This is a genomic window from Actinomadura sp. 3N407, from assembly GCF_052245875.1.
Lineage (GTDB): Bacteria > Actinomycetota > Actinomycetes > Streptosporangiales > Streptosporangiaceae > Spirillospora.
In genome coordinates this window covers 426,332-451,640 of the sequence record NZ_JBQQBP010000007.1, presented here as the reverse complement: position 1 = coordinate 451,640, position 25,309 = coordinate 426,332, and the positions used below count along the sequence as shown (strand labels likewise).

Here is a 25,309-nt window from a genome sequence, read left to right as displayed (position 1 = left end):
TGATCTCAACCTAGAAGCGGCGCCACTCCCGACACAGGGACCCAATACGCCACCGACAGGTCCAAACCCGCCATCGCCTCCCACCGCCGCGTATCCTCGGACGGCAGGCCCTCGACGGTCCGTTTCCCGTCGGCGGGGGTTGAGGCTGCGGCCTGGTGCGCAGGCCCGCCTGACCGTTCGGCCGGGATGAGGCAGACGTGGGCTCCCAGGGTCCTGCCGATCCGGTCGGGTCGGCGTCACCCCGGCCCGCTGCGGGATGCCGGTCAGGAGCCGCAGCGAGTGTCGCGGCAGGTCAGCAGGTTCGCGTGGGTGGTGAAGTTCCAGAGGACCCGTGGTCGCCCGTCCCGCCCCACGGCCAGGTCGAGGACGCCGAGATCACCCGCGGTGACGGTGCCGGGACTCCCCATGTCAAAGGTGCCGAGATCGACGGTGTCACGCCGGGAGCAGTCGGGAACGGCGCAGGCGATCAGGACGACCATCCGGCGGGACACATCGAAGGAGGCGAGCGTGGGAAGGCCGCCGGGTCCCAGTGCCAGGTCCGCCACCGGCTTGGCGGTACTCGGGTCGGTGTGGATGATGGCGTCCGCCTCGGCGCAGTCAGGGGTGCGGCAGCGCAGCAGGCGGCTGGCTCCGGTCGCGAGGTCCCGGTGGACGAGGACGGGGCGGTTGTCTGGCGGGACGGCGAGGCGGACGCCGCTCTGGTGCCGGGCGCCGTCCTTGCCCCCACGCTCAATGATCGCTGCGGAGGCCCGGCCGACTGGTCGTCGTGTGATGATGCGACGGCAATCGCGGTCCTGGCAGATGAAGAGGGTGACGGCACCCGAGGCGCTGTCTTCGTAGGCGACCACCGGTCGTCCCCCGGCCCGGGTCGCGAGCCCGATCGGCTCCCGGCCGGAGACATGGGGTTCCGGGATGTTGAACTCGGCCAGCAGCCGGGGCTTCCCACAGGGCACGCTCGCACAGCGCAGAAGCCGCAAGGTGCTGACCGCGCGCCGACGATCCTCCGTATCGGTCAGGACCGCGACCAGGACGTCGCGACCCGAGGCCTTGACCATCACGTCGCTGTCGGCACCGTCCGGCACGGTTGCGATGGGCGGGGCCTCATCGAAATGGGTGCACTCATCTTCCGTGCATCGCCTGAGCGCAATGGCCGTGGCTTTGCCGCGGCCCATGTCCTCGTTCTGGACGTAGGCCCACGATCCGTCCGGAAGAGCCGTCGCCCTCACCGGCACGCGGTTCGGGGACGGTAGTCGGGGCACTTCGCGGGCTTTGTCGCATTCCCTGTCTGAACAAAGCTTGTGGTCCCCGTGGGAGTGCCCCGTGACCAGCAACCTGCTGTCGTCCAGCAGTACGGGGGACCCCCTCAGCGGCCCGTCCTCCGTCCACCTGTCCGAAGAACGCACGGACTGTATCTGGAAGGCCGCAAGCCGGTGCGGGTTGGCGGTGAGGTACCCCCAATAGGCCAGTCCGGGGACGAGGAGCGCGATCATGGTGAGCGCCACCAGCGGCAGTGCGTGCAGTGGCTTGGTTCTGGGTGCGGACGCGGGCTCGGGGAACCGCGCGGCCACGGCGTCAAGGTCGAGGATGTCGGGGTTCATGACGGCGGGCTCCGCCGCCTGTTGCGGTGGACGCGACCGCACAGGCCGCTGGTCCAGCGCCACGACCGCGAGTGCGGCTCCCTGCAGGACGGTGCCGAGCGCCATGTAGACGGTCACGGTCGCTATCGCCGCCGCGTTGTGCTCGATCCCGGTGAATTGCGACTCCAGCCATGACGTTCCGGCGCCCAGCACGGCGGGTATTGCGACCGCGGTCACCATCAGGCGGACGAACATGCGCCCGCGCCGCCCCCTGGGGATCTCCTTGGCGCGCGAGAGTGCCCGCAACGGCCCCGTGCCCTTCAGCATGACCAGCGGCACGGCCAGTGGGAGCCACCACAGCCCCATGGCGACCAGACCGGCGACGATCAGACCGGCCCACGTCGCCAGCGTTTCCAACTCGACTTCGGATCCCAGGTCGATGTCCGATCCCAGCAGCACGATTCTGACCATGGCGGCGATCGCCAGCAGCAGTGCCACGACGGCGACGTACACGACGAAGAGCACCAGGAGCGCTCCGGACCGCCGCAGCACCATGCGTGCCGCCCGTGCGGTGGAAACGGGCCTGCCCAGAACCGAGCCCGCCACCACGACCACGACCAACGCCGTCAAGCCCAGCTGCACCACCAGCAGGCACACACCCATCGCCACGGCCATGACGGCCAGGCCCGGTGAGGGCTCGAACGGGAGCAGCACATCGTTGAGGATCACCGCGCCCCGGCCCAGGATCGCCAGCACGCCGATCGTCCCGCACAACGCCACCGAGGCCGCCGTGACCAGGCCCACCGGGACGATCAGCGCGGCCAGGTTCTTCAGCAGATGCCGTCCCAGCAGGACCAGCACGGGCCGAAGACCCGGCGCCTCTAGTCCGGTTTCATCCACCTTGTCCATGAACTAGTGCGGCCCTCTCGAAAACGTCCGGGCGCCAGCGGTGACGGCGGCCAGGCACCCGATGCCGGCCCTGCACACCGCACGCGCCATTCCTTCACCCGTCCCAGTAATCGATGCGACCTTGCCCCGCAGCTCCAACCGTGCGCACTCCTCCATCCGGACGCACATCCCCGGCAGCACACCGTCGCAAGGCCCACTGAAGGAGACAGTGTGAGGCTGAGCCTGTTCGGCAAGTGTCCTCGATCACGCCGCTCCGGGACATCGCAGGGCGACGCGAAGGGGTGGTCACGTGACCGGCCGGGTCTGGAACCGGAAGGCTCGGCATGTGTCGTCCCCTGAAGGTGGTATCCGCCAGGCGATCAAGAGTGTGCGAGGAGGGGCTCGGCACTCTCGGGGTCCTCGGTGACGGCCTGCTGCTCGGGGCGCGGGGTGTTCATCAGGACGGCGGTGATGAGCGCGCCGACCAGGAGGATCCCCGCGGCCCAGGCGCCGGCCGCCCCGAAGCCTTCCACGACCGCCTGCTTGGCGACGGCCGGGCTCGTGCCGTGCGAGGCCAGGTAGTCCACGGTCGCGCTGGTGGCGATGGTGTTGAGCAGCGCGGTGCCGATCGAGCCGCCGATCTGCTGCGCGGTGTTGATGCTGGCCGAGGCCACGCCCGAGTCGTCCGGGTCGACGCCGTGGGTGGCGTAGTTGAGCGCCACCGGCATGATCATGCCCGCTCCGAAGCCGAGCAGGAGCTGCGCGACCAGCGCGCCGCCGGCGTAGGCGGTGCCGGCCTCCAGGGTGAGCATCCACAGCATCCCGGAGGAGCTGATGAGCATGCCGGGTACGATCAGCGTCCGCGGCGGGAGCTTGGGCAGCAGCCGGGTGGTGAGCCCGCCGGCCGACAGCAGGACCGCCAGGACCATCGGGAGGAAGGCCACACCCGTCCTGATCGGCGAGTATCCCTTGACGACCTGCATGTAGTAGGTCAAGAAGAGGAACGCGCCGAACATCCCGATGACGGCCAGGCCCACGGCCAGGTACGCGCCGCCGCGGGTGCGGTTGGCGATGACGCGCAGCGGCAGCAGCGGCTGCGGCACCCGGCTCTCGACGAAGAGGAAAGCGGCCAGGAGCACCGCGCCGGCGGCCAGCAGGCCGATGACCTCCGCCGAGCCCCAGCCGTCGGACTCGGCCCGGCTGGTGGCGTACACGATCGCGACGAGCCCGCCGGTCACCAGCAGCACGCCGGGGATGTCGAACCGGGCCTTGCCCGCGTGCCGCGACTCGGCCAGCACCGCGTACCCGCCGATCGCCGCGATCAGGGCGATCGGGATGTTGATGTACAGGCACCAGCGCCAGTCCAGGTAGTCGGTCAGCGCCCCGCCGGCCAGCAGCCCGATCGCGCCGCCCGCGGCGGAGATGGCGCCCCAGATCCCGAACGCCTTGGCGCGGTCCTTGGGCTGGGTGAACGTCACCGTCAGCAGTGACAGCGCGGACGGCCCGAGCAGCGCGCCGAACACGCCCTGCAGGGCACGGGCGAGCAGGAGCATCTCGAAGTTGGCCGCCGCGCCGCCGAGGGCCGACGCACCGGTGAAGCCGAGCAGCGCGATGAGGAAGGTCCGCTTGCGTCCCGTGTAGTCGGCGATCCGGCCGCCGAGCAACAGCAGGCTGCCGAACGCCAGCATGTAGGCGGTGATGATCCACTGCCGGTCGCCGTCGGAGATCCCGAGGTCCCGCTGGAGCGTGGGCAGCGCGATGTTCACGACGGTGGCGTCCAGGACAATCATGAGCTGGGCCAGCCCGATGAAGAACAGCGCGGCCCAGCGGCGTGAAGCGACCGCCGGGGCCTGCGCCTTCGTGGTTGCCATGACTTCGTCCTCACTCGTGGGGTTGCGTGCCGCGCGGAACGTTCGCGCGGCCCTGACGAACACGAGATGCCGGCGGCCCGCTCCCTGTGACGGCGCGCTCATATGACGTGCGCCACCACACGGGGATGTCACAAAGCGGCGGGGCCCGGCGTCTTGTGCGTGCAGCAGGTCGAGAACGAGCAGGTGGGAGCGAGTTATGAGCGAGCGCGGCAGGACAACGACGGACGCGGCCGAGCCGCCGGCCCATGGCGACCGCGTGGACTCCGCCACCGAGGCGTTCGTCACCCACCGCAATCTGCTGTTCACCGTCGCCTACGAGATGCTCGGCTCGGCGGCCGACGCCGAAGACGTCCTGCAGGAGACCTGGCTGCGGTGGGTGAACGTCGATCTGGCCACGGTGCGGGATCAGCGTGCCTACCTGGTGCGGATCGCCACCCGGCAGGCGCTCACCCGGCTGCGTACGCTCGGCCGGCGCAAGGAGTCCTACATCGGCCCCTGGCTGCCCGAGCCGCTGCTGACCGCGCCCGACGTCGCCGAGGACGTCGAGTTGGCCGACAGCGTGTCGATGGCGATGCTGCTGGTGATGGAGACCCTCGGGCCGACCGAGCGGGCGGTGTTCGTGCTGCGCGAAGTGTTCGACCTGGCCTATGACGAGATCGCCGAAGCCGTCGGCAAGAACCACGCCGCGGTCCGCCAGATCGCCCACCGGGCGCGGGCGCACGTCGCCGCGCGCCGACCACGCGACGTCGTCTCCCCGGCCGACACCCGGGCCGCGCTCGCGGCCTTCCAGCGGGCGGTCGAAACCGGCGACCTGCAGGACCTGCTGGACGTCCTCGCGCCGGACGTCGTGCTCTTGTCCGACGGCGGCGGGCTCAAGCAGGCCGTGCCGCGCCCCATCGTGGGGGCCGGCAAGGCGGCTCGCCTGCTGACCGCCGGCCTGAGCAAGTTCGCCGTCCGGGCGTCGGTCGAGCCGGTCCAGGTCAACGGCCACCCGGGACTCATCTTGCGCCTCAACGGAGAGATCGACGGCGTCGTCGCGATGCGGGTCGAGGACGGCCTCATCACCGGGCTCTACTACGTACGCAACCCCGAGAAACTGTCGCGTGTGGAGCAGGAGACGGCGCTGAGCCGCTGAGGCCGGACGACGCGAAAAGGCCCCCGCCCGCGTCGCCGCCGCGACGGCCCCGGCCGCCCGCCGCCACTGTACGAGGCGGCCCGGATTGCGGCTCAGCGCACGTCCATGAACGGCGCCCGGACTCCCGGAAGCGGCACCGCCGGGGGTTTCCAGTCGTGCGGCGTCATCGGTGGCAGGGCGGCCTGCCTGCGGCGCTTGACGACCACGTTGCGCACCGCCGCGTCGGTCATCGGGCGGTGCTGGACCGCGCCCGAGCGGTGCACCGGCTTGAACAGCGGGCCGGACGGGCGGTCGTCGGCCGCCAGCCACGCGTCCAGCAGCGCGGCCCGCGCCCTCGTGGACGTACTCCAGCCGCTGCTTGTCGCCCTTGCCGGAGATCTGCAGCGACCGCTCGCCCGGGTCGTAGTCCTCCCGGCGCAGCGTTTGCGGCCTTGGAGCGCCTCGTTTGCCGCATTGCCGGCGCTGGTGCCCACCGCGCCCATCGATGACCCGCATCGGTGAATCGCGTCCCAGTCCTGCAAGACTGGTGCCGGCCGGATTGGCAGCAAGCGCTGCGGGAAGGTGTGGCGATGCTGAACTGGGAGCGCAACGTGGTGCGGCCGGGGCATCGATTCCCACGGCACGCGCACGCCGACTGGTCGGTCGCGGTCGTGCGCGCCGGCACCGGCTTCATTCACCTCGACGGCGCCCTTCACGAGGCGGGCCCCGGAGCGATCACCGTCCTGCACCCCGGCGAGGCGCACCACAGCCGGGCGCATCCGGAGGAAGGCCTGGACTACGTCGTCATCACCTGCACCGAGGCAATGGCGGCCGGGCTGCACGGCCACCGGGCGACGCCTCGCTTCACGGATCACGTGATCGATGACCCCGAGTGCGCCGCAGCGTTGCTGGCTGCTTGCGAGGCGGCGGACGTCCGCGACAAGGCAGTGGAACTCGCGGCACCGCTGGCGCGGCTCTTCCACACCCACGCCCGCGGCGAGCGCGCGACGGTACGTCGTTCACCCGTGGTCCGGGCCTTGCGCGACTATCTGGAAGACCACTACGCCGTTCCGCTATCGCGCAATGACATGGCGAGGCTGACGCATGTGAGCCCGGCGACTCTAGCCCGGCACTTCCGGGAGGACCTAGGGATCGCGCCGCACGAGTACGTGCTGTCCCGGCGGATCGACGCGGCCCGCGCGCTCCTCCGGTCCGATCGGTCCCTGCCCGAGATCGCGCAGTTGACCGGCTTCGCCGATCAGAGCCATCTGCATCGGCACTTCACCCGGATCGTCGGAGTAACGCCCGGCCGCTTTCGCCGGCGATGAGGTGGCCACCGTTCAGCCTTCTTCATGCGCCAGGCGTTCGAGCAGGGAGATCGACTCTTCGATGTCCCGAGGCGTGGTCTCCGGGTTGGTGACGCACAGCCGCAGCACTGGTCGATCATGAATCTCCGTGGTCGTGACCAGCACGAAACCGTCCTTCAGCGTCGCCGCGGCGATACGCCGGGTCAGGGCGTCGACGTCGCCGGGACGCCTGTCGAGCGACCGGGGACGGAAAGTGATGATCGCGAGCTGGGCGGGCGTGACCACCTCCCAACGATCGCTGTCCGCCAGCAGATGCTGGGCGTGCTCGGCGAGCGCGATTCCATGGTCGACGGCCCGCCGGAACGCGTCCAGGCCGAAGGTCTTGATCGACATCCACACCTTGAGCGCCCGGAAGCCGCGGGTGAGCTGAGGACCCAGGTCGTAGTAGTTCAGCGGCGCCGTGCCGTGTCGGGTCTCGCGGAGATACTCGGCGTTCATGGCGAACGCATCGATCAGCCGGGTCTCGTCGCGGACGAGGACGCAGCCGACCTCGTACGGCTGGTACCACCACTTGTGCGGGTCGAGCGCGATGGAGTCGGCGCGGTCGAGGCCCTTGAGCAGATCCCCGACACGGTCGGACAGGACCGCGGCCGCGCCGTAGGCACCGTCGACATGGAGCCACAGATCATCACCGGCGCACAGGTCGGCGAGCGCGTCGAGGGGGTCGACCGCGCCGGTGCTTGTGGTGCCGGCGGTCGCCACGACGCAGCAAGGACGCAACCCCGCACGCCGGTCCCGCACGATCTGTTCATGCAGAGAGACCAGGTCCATCCGATGATGCTCGTCGGTGTCGACGAGCCTCAACTGGGCGTCCCCGAAACCGAGGAAACGCAGTCCCTTGCGGATCGAGCTATGAGTTTGGCGAGTGATATAAACCAGATTGGTGTCATCGGCGACGCGTCCGCCCCGGCTCCGTGCGGCATGGATCGCGATCAGATTGGCCATCGTGCCGCCACTGACGAACAAGCCGCCGCCTGTCTCGGGGAACCCGCACATCTTCCGGAGCCAATCGATGGTGATCCGTTCGATGACGGCCGGTCCCGAACCGACCAGCCACTGCCCGGCGAACACGTTGAGACCGGCCGCGATGAAGTCCGCGACCGCGCCCACGTACGTGCTCGGACCGGGGATGTAGGCCAGAAATCGTGGATGGTCGGTGTGCACGATGGAGCCACGAACCTGCTCCACCGCCCGATGCATGACTTCGATCGCGTCGCTGGGACCATCAGGGAGGTCGGGGTCGAAGAGCAGTTCCAGCTCCTCACGGTCAGGCGGCACCCCGACCGGTCGCTCTCGAAGGGTCGCCACGTGATCGACGACCTCGTCCACCGCGCGATACCCGAGCCTGCGCATGTTCTCGCGGGAAAGCCGTAGCGGAACGTCCACCGTGTCCTCCTCACCTGCCTGGTGGACCGCAATCCTCGCGATACCTGCGCTGAGATTCTTGAACGATCCGTTCATCCGGTCCCGCGGGCTCACGCGAGAAGCCCGTCCAGCCGCACGGGCTCCGGATGGTGGGTCATGTCACGGGAACAGCGCGATCGTCGCCCGCACGACGAACCCGTTGCTGGCTCTGTAGGTGAGTCCCGGGAGCGTTTGTAGGTCAGGACCGGGAGCGGCTTGCCTTGGCGGGCAGTGTGTTGGTGAGTCTTGAGAGCGCTCGGTGGTCGCGGTGGGACCACCGAGATGCTGAGCGGCCCGAGGGGTCTCGGTGCCCGCGATGTCCAAGACCGAGCTGTACGCGGCGATCCGCCGCGACCCTCGCGCGGGCCTGGCTGCCTTGCAGCGCAAGTACGGCGTGGGATTCGCCACCGTGCAGAACGCGCTGGCGTCGCCGTGGCCGGAACCGCGGAAGAAGCCGCCCGGTCGTCATGGCTGGACCCGCACAGGCCGTTCATCGACCAGATTCTGCGCGCGGATGTCGGAGAGGGGCGCCGGCGAGGCGGCGCTCAGTGCACGGCGGGGTCGGCTTGGACCGCGTCGATGGTCACGTGCTCGCCGCAGTCGCAGATCGCGTGCTGGTGGATCTGGCCGCCGCAGTGGGCGTGCCGCAGCACGACGGGGGGGCCGTCGGGGGCGGCCCAGCGATCGCCCCAGTGGGTGAGAGCGATGATGACCGGTTGCAGCTCACGGCCCTTGTCGGTCAGCACGTACTCCTGGTACGCCGACCCTTGCGCGTCAGGGCGGCGTTCCATCAGCCCCTGTTCGACGAACCAGTCGAGCCGGGCGGTGAGGATGTTGCGGGAGATTCCCAGGCTGCGCTGAAAGTCGCCGAAGCGGGTGATTCCCCGGAAGAGCGCATGACGGATGATCACCAGGCTCCAGCGCTCGCCGACGATCTCGAGCGTTCGCGCCGCCGAGCAGTTCTGCGTCTCGTACGTACGACCAAGCATGGCCACAGCCTACGCCAGATAGTTCCATGATGAGAGTAGTTGCGTGATGAGACTGCCCACTGTTACGGTCCTTCTGGTTTCATCACAAGACCAGATCCATCGTGCGTAACCAAGGGAGCCGGCAGTGCTGCTCGACAACAAGAACGCGATCGTCTACGGGGCGAGTGGAGCGGTCGGAAGGGTGGTCGCCCACACCTTCGCCGCCGAAGGGGCGCGGGTCTTCCTCGCCGGCCGCGACAAAGTCGCGCTGGAGTCGGTCGCTGACATGATCAAGGCGTCCGGCGGCGTCGCCGAGGCCGCTGCCGTCGACGTGCTGAACGAGGCCGCCGTCGAGACGCACGCCGACGCGGTCGTCGCCAGCGCCGGGAGCATCGACGTCTCCTTCAATCTCTTCAGCCTCCCCCAGACCGGCATCCAGGGCACCCGGATCGTCGACATGACACCCGAAAGCTTCGACCTGCCCATGGACAGCTACCCCAAGGCGAACTTCCTCACCGGCAGAGCAGCCGCCCGGCACATGACCGGCCAGGGGTCGGGCGTCATCCTCACCATCACCGCGTCCCCGTCACGCACCGCCGTCCCCCTCATGGGCGGAATGGCACCGGCCTGGGCGGCCGTCGAGTCACTGTCGCGTGGCCTGGCCGCCGAACTCGGGCCCTCCGGCGTCCGAGTCCTCTGCCTGAACGCGGCCGGGATGCCGGAATCACCGCAGTTGGACGAGGTCTACGGCCTGCACGCTGACGCCTACGGCGTCAGCCGGGACGCCTTCCACGCCCGCATGGCCGACCGGACGCTGCGCAAGCGGCTGCCCACCATCGCCGAGGTCGCCAATGTGGCGGCGTTCGCCGCCTCCGACCGTGCCAGCGGGATGACCGGGACGATCGCCAACCTGACCGGCGGCATGATCGTCGAGTAGCAACCGTCCGGAACGCCCCGCCACAGTTTGGCGCGCTGGCGAGAGCAGGCGGCGAGTCAAACGTAGGCTATGCGCTCTTTCTCAGAAACGCCGTGGTCCTCCGCACCGGATCCTCTCGGCTGCCGCGGCGTCAGCGGCCTCCACCCCACCTGCTGCTCCCGTGCCAGGGCGCCGATGACCTCGGCCCGGCAAGCGCGACCGGCCATGCCTCGTCCGAGGCCGTCAGCACACCCGCTCAGCGACCTCGACCGGCTCGCCGTCCATGCCCCAACCTCACCGTTGTGCACACGAGTGCGGACAGCAGGAAGATCCGAAGTTCTCTGCAAACCGACCCATATCTCCAGGACACCAGTGCAGAGGACTACGGGAATCGACAGCCGGATGTGTTGTGACAGGGGGTGTGCATTCCCTGTCACAACACATTTCCGGTGAACCAGCGATCGAGCGCCGGGCCCAACGTCGTGAGATCGGGACCGGCCCAGGCGACGTAGCCGTCCGGGCGGATGAGCAGCGCGTCGGGCGCGTCGTCGCCGGTCGTGGCGGCGGTGACGACGTCCACCCGGTCGTCCGCGGCTGCGCGCAGGTCGGCGCGGTCGGCCAGGTCGAGGAGGACGGGACGGCCGGGGTGCAGCAGGTCGACGAGGCGGAAGGTCCCCCGGTCGTTCTTGAGCTCCATGTCGGGTGCGAGCCGTCCGGCCAGCGGCACGCCGGGCAGGCCCACGTCGTACGCGATGTCCAGTCCGCTGATCATGTTGCCGAGGTGTGCGTTGACCTGGTCGAGGTGCATGAGCTCGGTGAACAGCTCGCGGAGCGGGGTGATGGCGGGGTCGGGGTTCATGAGGGCGATCTGGGCGCGGGTGTTCCAGAGGACGCGGGCACCGACGGGGTGGCGTTCGGAATGGTAGGTGTCCAGAAGGCCGTGGGGCGCCCGGCCCTGGACGGTGGCGGCGAGCTTCCAGCCGAGGTTGACCGCGTCCTGCATGCCGGTGTTGACGCCCTGGCCGCCGGCGGGGAAGTGCACGTGGGCGGCGTCCCCCGCCAGGAGCACCCGGCCCTTGCGGTACGTCTCGGCCTGGAGGGCGGCGTCGCCGAAGCGGGTCAGCCAGCGGGGATCGCTCATGCGGATGGGCATCCCCGCGATGTACTCGGCGGTGTCGCGCAGTTCGTCCAGCGTCACGGGGGCGCGGCGGTCGGGGTGGGGCGCGCGGAAGTCGTAGGTGAACACGCGGCTCACCCCGTACGGGTCGATCAACAGCATGACCCAGCCGCGCGGCGTGCGGTGCCATCCGGCCGGGACCTCGAACGGGTCGAGCAGCCGCACGTCGCCCATCAACGCGGCCACGGTCGCGCCGCTCCCCGCGAACGGGATCCCGGCCAGCTTGCGCACCGCGCTGCGCGCGCCGTCGGTCCCGGCCACGTACGCGGCGGTCAGGTCGTACGGGCCGCGGGGCCCCTGCACGGCGAGCGTGACGTGGTCGCCGTGGTCGCCGTGGTCGGTTAGGCCGGCCACCTCGTGGCCCCGCCGGATCTCGGCGCCGCGTTCCGCCGCGTGCACCGCGAAGACGTGTTCGGCCCAGGCCTGGGGCGCGCCGACGATCGCGGGCCCCTCCTGGTCCAGCTTGGCCAGGTCCAGGTCGAAGAGACCGGCGAAGTGGAACGGTACGAGCCCACGCGGCGGTCGGCGGGCCGGGCGGGCTCCCCTGACTCCCGCCACGTCGTCCAGCAGGCCGCGCCGGTCCAAGGTCTGGGCCGTGCGGGCGTGCAGCGTGCCGGCCTTGGACTGGAGCGTGGGTTCGGGGAGCCGCTCCAGCACGACGGGGCGCACCCCCTGAAGGGCCAGTTCGTACGCGAGCAGCATGCCCACCGGCCCGCCGCCCACGACGGCCACCTCGAAGTCCACGTTCACAGTTCTGCTCTCCTAGTCTTCGGCGTTCACAAGGACGGGCTCGGGCGCGAGGGGCGCCCGGTGCGGCTCCGGCTGCCGCGAGGGCTTCTTCAGTGCCAGGGCGGCCAGGGCAGCGAGCAGGATGGCCGCCGCCGCGACGTACGTCGCGGTCTGGATGCCGCCCGCGAGTTCCCGCCGCAGCGGGTCTCCGGTGAGTCCGTCAAGGCCGGAGTTGGTGAGCGCGACGATGACGGCGAGGCCGACCGCGCCGCCGACCTGCTGGGCGGTGGAGGCCATGCCGGAGGCCACGCCCTGCTCGCCCGCCTCGACGCCCGAGGCGGCCGCGATCCACATGCCGGTCCACACGACGCCCTGGCCTACGCCGGAGACGAGGATCCCGGGCAGCAGGGCGGCGTAGGGCCCGTCGGCGCTGACCGCGTACGCCATCAGCGCCGTGCCGGGCGCGCCCACGACCAGCCCGCCGAGCAGGGTGGCGCGCAGGCCGATCCGGCCGACCAGGCGCTCGCCGACCTGCGTGCCCGCGGCGATGGCGAGCGACGGCACCAGGAACGCCAGCCCGGTCTGGAGCGGGCTGTACGCGTGCACGCTCTGCAGGTAGATCGTCAGCAGGTACGGCAGGGCGCCGAACGTGCCCATGAACGTGAACGTGATCGCCATCCCTGCGCTCAGGCTGCGGTTGGCGAACAACCGCAGCGGCATCAGCGGGTCCTTGGTACGGGCCTCGATCCAGGTGAACACCGCGAGGAGCCCGGCGGACGCGGCGAACGCGGCGAGGATCTCCGGGGCGGCCCAGCCGGCCTCCGGCCCCTGGACGAGCGCGAAGACGAACAGCGTCACGCCAAGGGTCACCGCGAGCGCGCCGGGCAGGTCGAAGCCGCGGCCCGCCTCGCGCGGCCCGTCCTTGACGAGGAGAACGAAGGCGAGCAGCGCGGCGCCGCCGGCCAGCGGCACGTTGACGTAGAAGACCGCCTCCCAGCCGAAGGCGTCGGTCAGCACCCCGCCGAGCAGTGAGCCGAGCGACAACCCGCTCGCCCCGGCGCCGCCCCAGACCGCCAAGGCCCGGTTGCGCTCCCTGCCCTCGGCGAACATGGTGTTGACCAGGGAGAGGGTGGCCGGGAAGAGCAGCGCGCCCCCGATGCCCTGGACGGCACGGGCCGCGATCAGCAATCCCGGCCCCTGGGCGAGCCCGCCCGCGAGCGAGGAACCCGCGTAGAGGGCGAGCGCCAAGGCGAACATCCGCCGCCGGCCCAGCAGGTCCGAGGCGCGGCCGCCCAGCAGCAAGAAGCCCCCGAACACCACCGCGTAGGCACTGACGACCCATTGCAGGCCCTGATCGGAGAAGCTCAGCTCACGGCCGATCTCCGGCAACGCCACGTACACGATGTTGAAGTCCAGGGCGATGATGAGCTGGGCGAACGCCAGGAGCGCCAAGGCCAGGCCGGGGCGCGAACGCGATGCGGGCATGAACATCCCATCGACTCGTTACGATTGTCCGAAAGGGTCGAACAGTTTGACTGTACGAGACTGTCGTACAATCACTGGAGAAGTCAACCGACCATACGAACATCCCGTACAGTGGTACACATGGCCGCGCTCCTGCACCCCGACCGCGACGAGATCCGGCTCGTGGACGTCATGCACGCCCTGGGCCACCCGATCCGGCACAAGATCGTGCACGAGATCGCCTCCGGCGAGGAGATGTGGTGCGGCGACATCGACGTGGGCGCACCCAAGTCCACGCTCACCGGCCACTGGCGCGTGCTACGCGAGAACGGCGTCATCTGGCAGCGCCCTGAGGGCCGCAACCTCTACATCACACTGCGCCGCGACGACCTGGAGGCGCGATTCCCCGGCCTGCTGAACGTCATCCTCAACGAGGAGAAGCGCAAGGAGGAGGAGCCTCAGGAGGCGTGACGGTCACCCTCGTGCAACATCAGCAGGGTGCAGGCGGCGACGGTGGAGTCATCGGTGATGACCCCTCACGGACCTACCGCCTGAACTCCGCACGCGTGACGAAGCACTGCCGCATGTCCTGCTCCTCGATCTCCCGGGCGGTCTCCCCCGGCGTGAGGCCGGTCGCCACGTAGAGGTGGAAGCCCTGGATGCTGTTGCGTGCGATGCATCACGAACCGTAGTGACGGAGATCAGCGCCAGGCAGCAGAACCCCAGTAATCGCAGGTCAGATCCATTTCTGTTGGATTTTCGGCGATTGCGACCAGGGACCCCCCTCAACTACCTGGGACTTGAGGAAGCCCCGGATCCTCGATCGGCCGTGCGGTCGCCCACCACCGTCCGGCCACGGTCCTGACCCAAGTCCTCCCTGGTGTTCGGACCCGGCGTTCGTGGCCACGGACGGGCATGGACGGGCCAAGCCCCGGTCGCGCTCCGGTGCCCCGTCCGGTGCTCTTGCCGCCGGTGGCATGTCGTTGACGAACACCGCCCTTTAAGAGATCCGAGCGGTTGTTGGCTCGTGCCGGTCTCATGCGGGGTCGGTGGTGGTGATGGCTTGCGCCGAAGCGGCGCGCTGCTCGGCGGTGGCGGCGCGCTCGCGCTGCTCGGCGGTTTCGGCGCGTGCGGCGGTGAGCGCCTGGCGCACCTCGGCCAGTGCGGCGTCGGCGGCGGCGCGTCCGGCCGCGGCTTGAGCGGTCTGCTCGCGTGCCGCGCGGGCCTCCTGCACGGCGGCGTCGGCGGCGGCGCGGGCCTGCGCGGTCTCATCGAGCGCGGCCCGCCGGTTCTGCTCCAGGGTGTCGCGTTCGGTGCGCAGCGCGGTGAGCTGCTGGCCGATCTCGGTCAGCGCGTCGTGGGCCTCGGTCGCGCGGGCGGCGGCGGTGTCGCGTTCGGCGCGCGCGGTGTCGCGTTCGGCGCGGGCGTCCTGCAGTTGCGCGGCCAGTTCGCTGATCGCCGCGGTGTGCTGCTGGTGCAGACGGTTCCGTTCGGCGGCCGCGGCGGCGCGTTCGGCGCGCTGCTCGCCCCGGGCGTGTTCGAGGTCGGCGACGGCGGTTTCGGCGGTGCGCTGGGCGTGGTCGGCGCGCTCGGCGGCGCGGCCACTGGCGGCCTGGGCGGCGGCGGCCCTCTCCTCGGCCGCGAGCCGGGCCCGCTCGGCTTCGGTGGCGCGTTGTTCGGCCTGCTCGGCGCGCTGCTGGGCGTCGGTGACGCGCCGGTCCGCGCGGGCGCCGGCCTCGCGGATGCGGCGCGTGGCGTCGGCCTCGGCGGCGGTGGCCTGCGCGGCGAGCCGCTCGATCTCCTCCTCCAGCGCCGTGCGGGCGCCGAGCTCGTCCAGCAGCGCCTGGTGGCGGGCGGTGTGCGTGGTGAGCAGCTCGGTCAGCTCGGCCAGCGCCGGCGCCGCCCGGCCGGGCAGCGCGTCGTGCGCGCGCACCACCGCGGCGGCGCTGCGCGCGGCGGCGCTGCGGCGGGCGTTGTGCGCCTTGCTCTTGCAGTTGGTGCCGGGGCAGTACTTGGCGCGGCGGCCGCCGCCCGGCAGCGGCGGCGGCAGCGGCCGCTCGCACCATTCGCACCGGCCGTGCGGGGCCGCCGCCTGCGCTGGACCACCATCGGGGGCGCTCTCCGCGCCGCCGTCGGCCGCTGGCGCCGCTTCGGCCGCCGGGGTGGCGGCCGACTGGCGGCCGCTCTCGCCGTCCGCGTCCGGATCGGCCGGTGCGGTGTCCGTGTCCTGCTCCTTCATGATCAGAACCTTAGCAGGACGCCCCATTAAACGTATGCGTGCAAACGTTTCATCGCACGTTTGTCTTGAAACGATTCTCTGCAGACGGCGAGTGCACTTAAAGAGAATTAAGTGCGCTGCTATGATCAAGCCCTGAGGCGGGCGAGACCGTCTGCCTCCGCGCCGAGCCCACACGACCACCACGCGCCCGCACCCTGGAAGAGGCACCTATGACCACCGCGCCGCCGGCCGATCCGCCCCCGGCCGATCCCACCGGCCTCGGGCTCGCCGACCCGTTGGCCGGCGGGCTGGTGCCGACCAGCGGCGCCGGTGTCCTCACTCGTCCACTCCCCCCGCTGCTGCACGACGCGCTCAGCGCACTGGACGCCGACCTAGGCGCCCGCTGCGTCGGCTGGGGACCGCCCCCCGCCATCCCCGGACGTACCACCGGGCCCGCGCCTGAGCACTCTCCCGGGCAGACTCCCTACCGTGACCGTGACCTGGGACGCGGCGAGCGAGAAGGCGTCAGCGATCCCGCCCCGAACACGAACCCGAGTGCCGGTGGCCGACCCGGCCCGGGCGCCGAGGAGCACCGCACCGCAGCGGGCGCCGCGGCCGGGGGCGGGAGCACCGTCGGCGGCGGGCGCGCAGGCCGCGCGCCCGGCAAGGTCCGCCGCTATCGGCGCCGACTGGACCTGCTCGGCGAGGCGATCGACCCCCGGACGCTGCCGGTGGTGCTGCGCTGGCTGGGCTCGGCGCACCGCGGCTCGGCCGCCACCCGCCGCGGCTACTGCGACGACTTGCTGTCGGTGTGGGCGCCGCTGACCCGCGAACTGGGCCACCAGCGTTTCGCGCTCGGACAGCTGACCACCGCCCACCTGGAGCTGTGGCAGCTGCGGATGACGCGGGCCGGCGCCGCGCCCCGCACCATCAACCGGTACACCGCCACCCTGTCCAGCCTGTACCGCTATGCCGCCGGCGTCCTGGACCCCCCGCCGCGCAATCCCGTCACCGAGGACGTGCGGCCGCCGGTCGACCAGTCCGACGCCGCCACCGCCACCCCCATCCTCGAACCCGACGAAGTCGCCGCGGTCGCCCGGCAGGCCACCGGCCTGGCCGAGCTGGTGCTGATCGCGCTGCTGTACATCCTGGCCGGCCGTGTCACCGAGATCTGCGCCGCCGACGCCGCTGACCTGCACACCCGCGGGCGACGCAGCTATCTGCGGGTGCGGCGCAAGGGCGGCCAGGTCCGCGACCTGGAGGTCCCCCCTGCGCTGGCCGAACTGCTCGACCGCCACCTGGACGGCCGCGCTGACGGGCCGCTGCTGCTCGACCGCAGCGGCCGCCGCCTGGACCGGCACGGCGCGCTGCGGATCAGCGCCGCCCTCGGCCGCGCCGCCGGCGTACTCGAGGGCCGTGCCCTGACCCCGCACGTGTGGCGCGCCTCACGCATCACCCACATGCTCGACGCCCTGCACCGCCAATCCGGCGACCAGGGCGTCATGGCCGGCCTGGCACAGGTGATGACCTTCGCCAACCACAAGCGCTCCGAAACCACCCTGCGCTACTGGGTCCGCCGCTCCCACGGCGAACGCAACGCCCAACTCGCCGCCACCGGCGAACAGGTCCTCGCCGACCTGCTGCGCGACTGGCTCACCACCGCGACCCCGGACACGGCCACCGCGGTAACGACGCTCACCACGCCCCCCTGAGATACGCCCGCACCGTTCTGGACCTCCTCCCCCATGGCGTCGTCGTGCGATAGCCCTACGGCGCCGACGCCCCGATCGTCGTCGAAGGGACTGAGTTGGGGTGCCGGTAAGACTCGTGCAACCAGGTACAAGTGTTTGAGTTAAACCAGGTCAGCGGGGGCGTCGAGGGATCTTTCGCGGATCGGGTGACGGGCCGGATCTTGTGCGGTCAGTATTGATCTGGATTCGTAGGGTTTGCGGCGGTCGGCGGGAGGGCGGTCGCGGCTTGCGAGAGAGCTGGATGCCGTGGCGCGCACGTTGGACGAAGACGAGCTGGTCGGGAACTGGACGCTGGTCGGGGACGAGCTGGCGTTGTTGTCGAACCGGCGGCGCCGACGAAGCTGGCGTTCGCGCTGATGCTGCGGCTCTACGCGCTGCACGGCCGGTTCCCAAGGGGCCGTCACGAGCTGCCGGATCAGGCCGTCGGCTATGTGGCGCGGCTGGTCAAGGTCGCTGAAGCGGACCTTGGACCGTAGGACCGTATGAGTGGGACGGCCGGACGAGCAAGGACGAGGCTGAAGAGGGCTCAGGGAACACCAGGGTTATGCGTCACGACCCCTTTGGTGAGTCTCGTTGCAGCGCTGGAATCAGGACGGCGCGCGACGGTGAGGTGGATGAGGGCCTGCGTGGTCTTGGTCCCGGTGCTGGCTCCGGCGAGGAGGATCGGCGCGAAGGACGGCAGAAGTATCGCGATGGCGAGTGCGCTCCAGACGGTGGTGACCCGCCGGGTGTAATGCTCCAGCAGGGCAAGCGCACACCAGCCGAGCGAAGAGATCACGAGAGTGAAGCCGATGATGAGGAGAACACCGATGGCGCGGCTCCCAGCGTGCGGGCGATGAGCGAGAGCAGGCTGGTAGCGAGTGACGCGCCACCGACGGCGGCGGCTCTTAAACGCCAGCGCTGAGTGCTGGACGTGGTAGCCCGAGACAGCTGGTGGATCCAGGTCATGACGGCTTCCCTCGTTATCGGGGGATGGCCACACTGGCCGCTGGCGTGCGCCCAGAAGGGGCACCCATGCACGGGTCCTGTGCTTAGGGGACGATGGTGATCTTGCCGCGGGTCTGGCCTGCCTCACTCTTGCGGTGGACGAGCGCGAGGTCGGCCAGCGGGTGGGATTCGCTGACATCGACGATGAGCGTGCCCGTGTCGATGAGCTCGACGATCTCGGTCAGTTGTTTGGGGTCGTTGCGGGCGACAAAGTGGACGGCGGTGACCTTCGCATCGGCGGGCGTCTCGACCGGCGTGGCGATCGAGACGATGACGCCGCCAGGCCGGATCAGCAGAACAAGCTCCGCGGCTGCCTCGGGGCTGATCGCGGCGAGGTTGATGACGGCGTCGACCCTGCCGTCCAGCGCGTCAGCGATGGGTGTGCGGGTGTAGTCGATGATCTGGTCGGCGCCGTGGGTGCGGACTGCCGCGGCGCTGCGGCCACTTGCCGTGGCGACCACAGTTGCTCCGGCGTGCTTGGCGAGTTGGACGGTGAAGACTCCGACGCCTCCGCCCGCGCCGTTGATCAGGACACGCTGTCCCACGGTGAGATGGGCATGCTCATGTACCGCCTGCCAGGCGGTGAGCGCGGCGACCGGGATCGCAGCGGCGTCAGCCAGCGAGACGGTGGCGGGCGCCTTGACCAGGGCGTCGGCGGGGGTGGCGACATACTCGGCCGCAGCTCCGCCATGGTCGAGGCGGCCGACCACCCGGTCGCCCACGGTGAACGCGCCGACGTCGCTCCCGACCTGTGTGATCGTGCCGGACACATCGAAGCCGAGGGTGTAGGGCAGGTCCACCGGCAGTACCGCCTGCAAGAACCCGGAACGGAGCGCGGCGTCGGAGGGGTTGTAGGAGGTCGCAGCGACCCGGATCAGTACCTCGTCCGGCTCGGGCACCGGCAGCGGCACCTCCTCATGACGGATGACGCCGGCATCGCCGTACTCATGGATGAGTGCAGCCTTCATGGTGTCGCGGAAAACGCCGGCGTGGTCGGTCACCCACGTACGGAAGGTGCGCGCCGACGCGCCGGTGACCTCTTCCACCGTGGGGGTGACCAGCCTAGGCCCGTTCACCATCTCCGCCTGGGCATCGAGGATGCCGTCCACGGCCTCGGGCGGCCAGCCTCGGGCGAGCATCTGCTGCCGCGCGGTCCCGGGCGAGACCTCGGCCCAGCGCACTGGGCGGCCGATCACCTCTCCGATGATGTGCACCTGCTCCGCCTGGGTCAGTGATTCAGGGCCGGTCAGCTCGTAGATTGAGCCGACGTGACCGTCACCGGTGAGCGCATGTACTGCGACGGCTGCGATATCCCGCTCGTGCAGCGGGGACATGGCGGCCGCCCCGTACGGCGCGCGCACGACGCCCTCGGTGCAGATCTGCCCGGCCCACCTGAGAGTGTTGGCCGCGAAGACGTGTGGTCGCAGGAACGTCCACTCCAGCCCGGACCCGTCGATCAACTGCTCGACGTGTTGCTCGTGTTGTCGCACGGCCGCCGACGACAGGTAGACCACGCGGCGGGCGTGCTCGGCGACCACATCCAGGACTGCCGTGATGCCCTCCGCCGTGGCAAGAGGCCAGACTAGGAACACCGCCCCGACTCCGGCCATGGACGCATGCAGGGTGTCCGGCTCGGACAGATCACCGCCCATGACCTGGACGCCGGCCGGCATGCGCGCCGCTTCGGGGTCGCGGGCTAGCGCCCGAACCTCAGCTCCTGCGTCCGCCAGCGCAGCCACGACCTGCCGACCAACCGTGCCGGTCGCCCCAGTAACCAGAACCTTGCCCAGCCGTGCCATCAACCGTTCCTCTTCCAGGCCGCCCTCGGCCCTCGGGACCGGAGGATTGATCAGTTCGAGATCAACCGTACGAGGACAGCAGGAGACGTCATATGCGCAGGAATCTGTGATTCATACGCGACCGTCTTCGCAAAATGTCAGCGATAGACTTTTCCTGTGGATGTGCTCAGCGATGTGATCGCCATCATGCGCACTGGACGGCCGCGTTCAGCGCGCGTTCAATGGCACGCCCCCTGGGGACAGCGCTTCCCCGCCGCCCTCGGTTCCGCGGGCTTTCAGGTGATCCTCCAGGGAACATGCTGGCTCACCCCGCCCGCTGGCGGCGCACCCATCATGCTGAGCGCCGGCGACGTGGTGTTCTTCCCCCACGGGCACGGATACGGTCTGGCCGACAGCCCAGCCGCCCCGCTGGCCGAACCCGACTGCGACCCGCTCGAAGAAGCCGAACTCTACGCCTCAGCGTCCATTGGCCAACCCCTGCATGGCACCCCCACCGTGACACTCTGCGGCGGATACCAACTCGACCCGACCCGCGCCCATCCGCTGCTGGGCGACCTGCCCGACATGGTCCACCTGCCCGCCCGCCTCGGGCACCGCGCCGAACTCCGCGCCGCAGTCGACCTGCTCGGCAGCGAACTCGACCACCCCCGCCTCGGCACCGACACCATCGTGCCCGCCCTGCTCGACATGCTGCTCCTCTACATCCTGCGAGCCTGGTTCGACGAGCAACCCGAGCAGGGCACCGTCACCGGCTGGGCCGCGGCACTGGCAGACCCGGCGATCAGCGGCGCACTGCACGCCATTCACCGCGACCCCGCACACCACTGGACGGTCCAGACACTGGCCGCACACGCGAGACTGTCCCGCGCGGCCTTCTCCAAGCGGTTCACCGCCATGATCGGCCAACCACCCCTCACCTACCTGACCTGGTGGCGAATGACAACCGCGGCACGACTGCTCCACGAATCCGACGCCCCACTCAGCGAGGTGGCCACCCGCACCGGCTACACCTCAGCATTCGCCTTCGCCAACGCCTTCAAGCGCGAGTACGGCACCGCACCCGGCAGATACCGCCGACACAACCAAGCGGGCACCCGGAACGAAGAACAGAACCCGGCGTAACCAGACCCTGCAGTCGGAAGCCAAGATCCGTCGCCTGGCTGCCAACCGGCTGACATATGTACGTGACAACGGACTCTTATCGCGTACATGAGGCTTGAACCATCATCACTGAGCTGGGGATCCGCCCCTGCGGCCGACGCGCGGCTCAGGCACGTTATCCGGTACCTCGCGCCTGCGGCGTACGCCAGATGACCGCCGCCGGCCAGCGGAAGATCACCGCGTTGCGCGGCGGCGGGGTCACCCTGACCGAGGCGGCCGATGAGTTCCTCTCCACCCGCCGGGTCGCCAACCCGAACACCCGGCGCGCCTACGCCTCGGCGATCGACCGGACCATCACCCGCGTCGGCGGAGGCGACCAGCCGCTCGCCGAGGTGACCGAAGAACAGATCGGCGACGCCCTAGCCGCCCTGTGGGGCGAGTGCTCGCCAGCGACCTGGAACCGCAATCGCGCCGCCGTCTCCTCCTGGCTCACCTGGTGCCAGACCAAGAAGAGATGGGCCGCACCCTCGGTCCCGGCCGACGCCGAACGGCGGCGGGTGAACACCGACCACACCAAGGCCGTCGCCAAAACCAAGTTGGAGCGGACACTGTCGCGTCGCGACCTGCCGCTGCGGGAGAAAACCCTCTACCGGATGCTGTACGAGACCGCCGTCTGCGCCGCCGAGATCCTCGCCCTCGACGTCCAAGACCTGGACCTGGAGAACCGCAAGCGCCGATCACCTCCAAGGGCGGCGACACCGAATGGGTGTACTGGGACGCCGGCACCGCCCGCCTCCTGCCGCGCCTTCTCCGGCACCCGGACGGCCACCCCCGACGGGCCGGTCCGCATCCACGGGCCGCTGTTCCTGGCCGAGCGCAAACCCGTCCCCGCCCGCAGGCCCAGCCCAGAGCACGTCTGCCCGCACACCGGCAGGGCCCGCCTCGGCTACGACCGCGCCCGCGTCCTGGCCGAGCGCTACACCGGCCTCGACCTACACCAACTCCGGCACTCGGCCGCCACCCACCCCGGCGAAGCCGAAGTCCCGCTGCAGCTCATCATGGCCAAGACCCGCCACAAGAAGCCCCCGCACCGCCATGCGCTACACCAAGCCCGGCGGTGAAGCCGTCGCCGAAATCACCGGGATCCTCGCGCCACCCCGACGCACCCACTGACCGGCGCACCCGAAACCTTCAGCTGATCTGGCCTAACTCAAACCCTTGTACCTGGCTGCGCGAGTCTTACCGGCACCCCGAGTTGCACGGTGACGGTCCGTGGGCTCGAAGTCTCCGGATCGTAGCTGCCGGTCGATGCGGGGTGGGGCGTCGGTGAACCGGGCGGTGAGCGCGGTGTGCCCAGCGCGTGGTCGACTGCGGCGGGCGAGTACGGCTCGGCCAGTGCGACGGCGGCGGTGCGGTCGCCGGTCGCCCGGACTCGGCGCCTGCGGCCCCCTACACTCGCACAGGCGACCACCAATGATGATCTTTTCGATGGGCTGGATGCCTCGGTTCTGCCTGCGCGCCAGCAGCAGATCCTGGTCGCCATCCGGGACTGGGTGGTCAGGCACGGATATGCACCGAGCACGAGGCAGATCGGCGCCGCCGTCGGTCTGCGGTCCTCATCGTCGGTGTCCCGGCACCTGTCGAGCCTGGAGGACAAGGGCTTCCTGCGCCGCGGCGCCTCGATGACCCGACCGATCGATGTACGGATGTTCCTCCATGAGCGCCCCGCATCAGCGTTCGCGGATGGCTCGGTGATCGTGCCGGTGGTCGGCGACATCGCCGCCGGCACCCCCATCTCAGCCGAAGAGCACCTCGACGACATGCTGTCGTTGCCCCGCGAATTGACCGGGCGCGGCGACGTCTTCGCCCTGCGCGTCCGCGGCGACTCGATGATCGAGGCCGCGATCTGCGATGGCGACCTGGTAGTGGTCCGGCAGCAGCCCGAAGCGCACTCAGGGTGGACCGCGCGGCGGCCTGGCCGAAGTTGAGAAGGAGTTTCCATCGATCCTGGCAGGTCATCGGGTGCCGCAGCCCGATCGTTAGCCGGGCGTCTCGTCGCGCTCGCTTCTTTGGGCGAGGCTCTGGGCTTGCCCTGCGTGTATGTCGCTTACCCACTCCCAGCCGGGCTTGGCCGATGGGCCGAGCCGCGGGTCATCGGGAGCATGGCCGTCACGCAAGGCATGCACGTACGCGCGGTCAAGTTCGATCCGTGCGCGTAGCTGATCAGCTCCGCCGACGGACCCGTGACCGGGGACGAGGACATCGACGTCGCCCTCCACGCCCTCGAGCAGCCGCAGCCCAACGAGGTACTCCTCGATCGGGTCATTGGTGCTGTTCGGGTCGTCGAGCATCGGAATCAGGACATCAGAGAGCATGTCGCCGGCGACGAGAACCCCGCGTTCTTCGATCAACAGCGCCGCATGGCCCGGGGCATGGGCCGGATGCTCAATAACCCGGACATGAGGGCCGTCCCAGGGAATCTGCGCAGTTTCGGCAGGCAGGGCGGTGATGAGGCCGAACAGGTCCAGCGGTGTCTCTTCGGCGATTTCCGGCGGTAGTCCCTCGGCGACGCGGGCCTTCCAGTCCGCGTTCGACCGCACATCTCGCATGTAAGCCGCACAGCGGGCCGTACCGTAACGGGGCGCTTCGCCGAGCTCGGCGTGCCAGAGCACGTGATCCCAATCGGGATGTGTCGAGAAGCCCGCCACAACGGGCTGGCCCAACTCGGACAGGTCGTTCGCCAGGCAGACCATTTCGGAGCCCGTTATCCCGGCGTCGATGAGCAACACGCCGGCCCGGCCTTGCACGACAACGGTGTTGTTCTGGAGCAACTCGCTCTGGTGGACCAGCACACCCTCCGCGATCTGCGTCAGCACGGGGTGGCTCCTTCCCCTTGTAGTTTGCGATCGGTTGTCGTCGGGCCGGCCGCGAAACCATCCGATGACATCGTGAAGTGCCAGAGCACCTTTCCCTCCACGGTCTGTGGCTTGGTGTCGTTCATTCGTTGCCTCCTGCCTTGAGTCTGTCTGTCAGGTCATCTTGGTTTGCCGGCGCGGCCTGCGTGGCCGCTGGTCGGCCGTCACGTCGTGCGATCCCGTGACCCTCGAAGTAGGGCCGTGGTGATGTGTCGGGGGTTCAGCCGAGAGCCAGGGTGGCAACTGCGAGGGTGCAGATCCCGAGGCCTGTTCGTTGTCCGGTGCCGATCCGCTCTCCGAGCACGCTAGCCGCGAGCAGTACGGTGACGGCCGGGTAGAGGGAGGCGAGGACTCCGGCGATGCCGAGGCTGGTCGCCCCGGTGGCGATCATGAAGGCGAGGGTGCCCGAGGCGCCGAGCACGCCGGAGGCGCTGCCCCAGCCGAGCACGCCGCGGCGGGGACGCCATGGCTGCCGGAGGCTGCCGGCGGCGAGGATGGTCAGGATCGCGCCGATCAGTTGGTTGGCGGCAAGCGGCAGCAGGCCGGCGTCAGCCGAGATCTGGGCGAGTGCGATGAAGAGGATCCCGAAGCCCGCACCCGCGATGGCGCCGTCGGCGAGCGCTCCCCGCGTACGCGCCGGTTGATCCGACGTGGTCTCGCGGGAGACCAGCCAGATCCCCGGAAGTGCGGCGAGCATCCCCACCCCGACCAGCCAGCTGGGACGCTCACCGACGGTTACGCCCACCAGCACGGGCAGGACCGCGGCCCCGACCGCCGAGATCGGCGCCACCAGGCCCATCCGGCCGCGAGCGAGCCCGCGGAACAGGAAGATGCTGCCGGTCGCCGAGCCGGCTCCGGCCAGCAGCGCCCAGGCGAAGTCCCGTGTGGCCGGGTTCCCCGGCAGCATCAGCCCGGCCACGAGCATGACGAGGGCACCGGCGGCCTGCCCGACCAGGACGACCTGCCATGAGGAGTGCCGGCGCGAGCCGGCGCCGCCGATGAAGTCCGCAGCGCCGTACGCGAGAGCCGACGAGAGCGCCAGGAGGATTCCGAGGTTCATGGC

Annotated in this window: 20 protein-coding genes; 8 read left to right on the top strand and 12 right to left on the bottom strand. The window is 70.2% G+C overall.

The genetic code is table 11. The annotated features are described in order from the left end of the window. Positions 1-263 precede the first annotated feature (263 nt). Positions 264-2,486: a hypothetical protein gene (locus tag ACTWPP_RS20855; protein ID WP_443105974.1), complete on the bottom strand. Its 2,223-nt coding sequence runs from the start codon at positions 2,484-2,486 to the stop codon at positions 264-266. Positions 2,487-2,845: 359 nt separating this feature from the next. Then, positions 2,846-4,336 (bottom strand): MFS transporter, encoded by a 1,491-nt coding sequence (locus ACTWPP_RS20850; RefSeq protein ID WP_443105973.1) that lies wholly within the window; start codon positions 4,334-4,336, stop codon positions 2,846-2,848. Positions 4,337-4,532: 196 nt separating this feature from the next. Here ACTWPP_RS20850 and ACTWPP_RS20845 point away from each other — a divergent pair, with 196 nt between their 5' ends. Next, positions 4,533-5,471, top strand: coding sequence for an RNA polymerase sigma-70 factor (locus ACTWPP_RS20845; RefSeq protein ID WP_443105972.1), 939 nt, complete (start codon positions 4,533-4,535; stop codon positions 5,469-5,471). Positions 5,472-5,563: 92 nt separating this feature from the next. Here ACTWPP_RS20845 and ACTWPP_RS20840 read toward each other — a convergent pair whose 3' ends face one another. After that, positions 5,564-5,944, bottom strand: coding sequence for a hypothetical protein (locus tag ACTWPP_RS20840; protein ID WP_443105971.1), 381 nt, complete (start codon positions 5,942-5,944; stop codon positions 5,564-5,566). Positions 5,945-6,040: 96 nt separating this feature from the next. On the opposite strand from ACTWPP_RS20840, the gene ACTWPP_RS20835 reads away from it, so the two are divergent. Beyond that, positions 6,041-6,778 carry a helix-turn-helix domain-containing protein gene (locus ACTWPP_RS20835; protein ID WP_443105970.1) on the top strand — a complete coding sequence of 246 codons (738 nt, stop codon included), beginning with the start codon at positions 6,041-6,043 and terminating at the stop codon, positions 6,776-6,778. 12 nt (positions 6,779-6,790) lie between these two features. Here ACTWPP_RS20835 and ACTWPP_RS20830 read toward each other — a convergent pair whose 3' ends face one another. Together ACTWPP_RS20830 and ACTWPP_RS20825 are read right to left on the bottom strand one after the other, a co-directional pair. Then, positions 6,791-8,203 carry a pyridoxal phosphate-dependent decarboxylase family protein gene (locus ACTWPP_RS20830; RefSeq protein WP_443105969.1) on the bottom strand — a complete coding sequence of 471 codons (1,413 nt, stop codon included), beginning with the start codon at positions 8,201-8,203 and terminating at the stop codon, positions 6,791-6,793. Positions 8,204-8,766: 563 nt separating this feature from the next. Beyond that, entirely contained in the window at positions 8,767-9,210 is a 444-nt protein-coding gene (locus ACTWPP_RS20825; protein ID WP_443105968.1) for a winged helix-turn-helix transcriptional regulator, read from the bottom strand. Positions 9,211-9,334: 124 nt separating this feature from the next. Here ACTWPP_RS20825 and ACTWPP_RS20820 point away from each other — a divergent pair, with 124 nt between their 5' ends. After that, entirely contained in the window at positions 9,335-10,126 is a 792-nt protein-coding gene (locus ACTWPP_RS20820) for an SDR family NAD(P)-dependent oxidoreductase (protein WP_443105967.1), read from the top strand. 412 nt (positions 10,127-10,538) lie between these two features. Here ACTWPP_RS20820 and ACTWPP_RS20815 read toward each other — a convergent pair whose 3' ends face one another. Together ACTWPP_RS20815 and ACTWPP_RS20810 are read right to left on the bottom strand one after the other, a co-directional pair. Further along, complete coding sequence (locus ACTWPP_RS20815) at positions 10,539-12,032, bottom strand: FAD-dependent monooxygenase (RefSeq protein ID WP_443105966.1); 1,494 nt, start codon at positions 12,030-12,032, stop codon at positions 10,539-10,541. A 12-nt stretch (positions 12,033-12,044) separates the two neighbouring features. Then, positions 12,045-13,496 (bottom strand): MFS transporter, encoded by a 1,452-nt coding sequence (locus ACTWPP_RS20810; protein ID WP_443105965.1) that lies wholly within the window; start codon positions 13,494-13,496, stop codon positions 12,045-12,047. Between the two features lie 120 nt (positions 13,497-13,616). Here ACTWPP_RS20810 and ACTWPP_RS20805 point away from each other — a divergent pair, with 120 nt between their 5' ends. Continuing rightward, positions 13,617-13,946, top strand: a complete 330-nt coding sequence (locus ACTWPP_RS20805) for an ArsR/SmtB family transcription factor (RefSeq protein ID WP_443105964.1) — start codon at positions 13,617-13,619, stop codon at positions 13,944-13,946. A gap of 565 nt (positions 13,947-14,511) precedes the next feature. Here ACTWPP_RS20805 and ACTWPP_RS20800 read toward each other — a convergent pair. After that, complete coding sequence (locus ACTWPP_RS20800; protein ID WP_443105963.1) at positions 14,512-15,714, bottom strand: hypothetical protein; 1,203 nt, start codon at positions 15,712-15,714, stop codon at positions 14,512-14,514. A 209-nt stretch (positions 15,715-15,923) separates the two neighbouring features. Between ACTWPP_RS20800 and ACTWPP_RS20795 the strand changes: the two genes are divergently transcribed. Further along, positions 15,924-17,405, top strand: a complete 1,482-nt coding sequence (locus ACTWPP_RS20795; RefSeq protein ID WP_443105962.1) for a tyrosine-type recombinase/integrase — start codon at positions 15,924-15,926, stop codon at positions 17,403-17,405. Between the two features lie 565 nt (positions 17,406-17,970). Here the strand turns inward: ACTWPP_RS20795 and ACTWPP_RS20790 are convergent. After that, the gene (locus ACTWPP_RS20790) at positions 17,971-18,570 is read right to left on the bottom strand and encodes a DUF6069 family protein (RefSeq protein WP_443105961.1); all 600 of its coding nucleotides are present in this window, start codon (positions 18,568-18,570) and stop codon (positions 17,971-17,973) included. Then, positions 18,476-20,230: a zinc-binding dehydrogenase gene (locus ACTWPP_RS20785; protein ID WP_443105960.1), complete on the bottom strand. Its 1,755-nt coding sequence runs from the start codon at positions 20,228-20,230 to the stop codon at positions 18,476-18,478. Before ACTWPP_RS20785 ends, ACTWPP_RS20790 begins: the two co-directional genes overlap by 95 nt. A gap of 156 nt (positions 20,231-20,386) precedes the next feature. Here ACTWPP_RS20785 and ACTWPP_RS20780 point away from each other — a divergent pair, with 156 nt between their 5' ends. The 3 genes from ACTWPP_RS20780 (at position 20,387) to lexA (ending at position 23,319) form a co-directional block, all read left to right on the top strand. Next, entirely contained in the window at positions 20,387-21,352 is a 966-nt protein-coding gene (locus ACTWPP_RS20780; protein WP_443105959.1) for an AraC family transcriptional regulator, read from the top strand. Between the two features lie 188 nt (positions 21,353-21,540). Continuing rightward, positions 21,541-22,452: a tyrosine-type recombinase/integrase gene (locus ACTWPP_RS20775; RefSeq protein ID WP_443105958.1), complete on the top strand. Its 912-nt coding sequence runs from the start codon at positions 21,541-21,543 to the stop codon at positions 22,450-22,452. 228 nt (positions 22,453-22,680) lie between these two features. Next, positions 22,681-23,319: a transcriptional repressor LexA gene (gene lexA, locus ACTWPP_RS20770; RefSeq protein WP_443105957.1), complete on the top strand. Its 639-nt coding sequence runs from the start codon at positions 22,681-22,683 to the stop codon at positions 23,317-23,319. Between the two features lie 51 nt (positions 23,320-23,370). On the opposite strand, the gene ACTWPP_RS20765 is transcribed toward lexA, so the two are convergent. Then, positions 23,371-24,207 (bottom strand): MBL fold metallo-hydrolase, encoded by an 837-nt coding sequence (locus tag ACTWPP_RS20765; protein WP_443105956.1) that lies wholly within the window; start codon positions 24,205-24,207, stop codon positions 23,371-23,373. 259 nt (positions 24,208-24,466) lie between these two features. Continuing rightward, on the bottom strand, positions 24,467-25,306 hold the full coding sequence (locus tag ACTWPP_RS20760; RefSeq protein ID WP_443105955.1) for an EamA family transporter: 840 nt from the start codon (positions 25,304-25,306) through the stop codon (positions 24,467-24,469). Between the last annotated feature and the right edge of the window lie 3 nt (positions 25,307-25,309).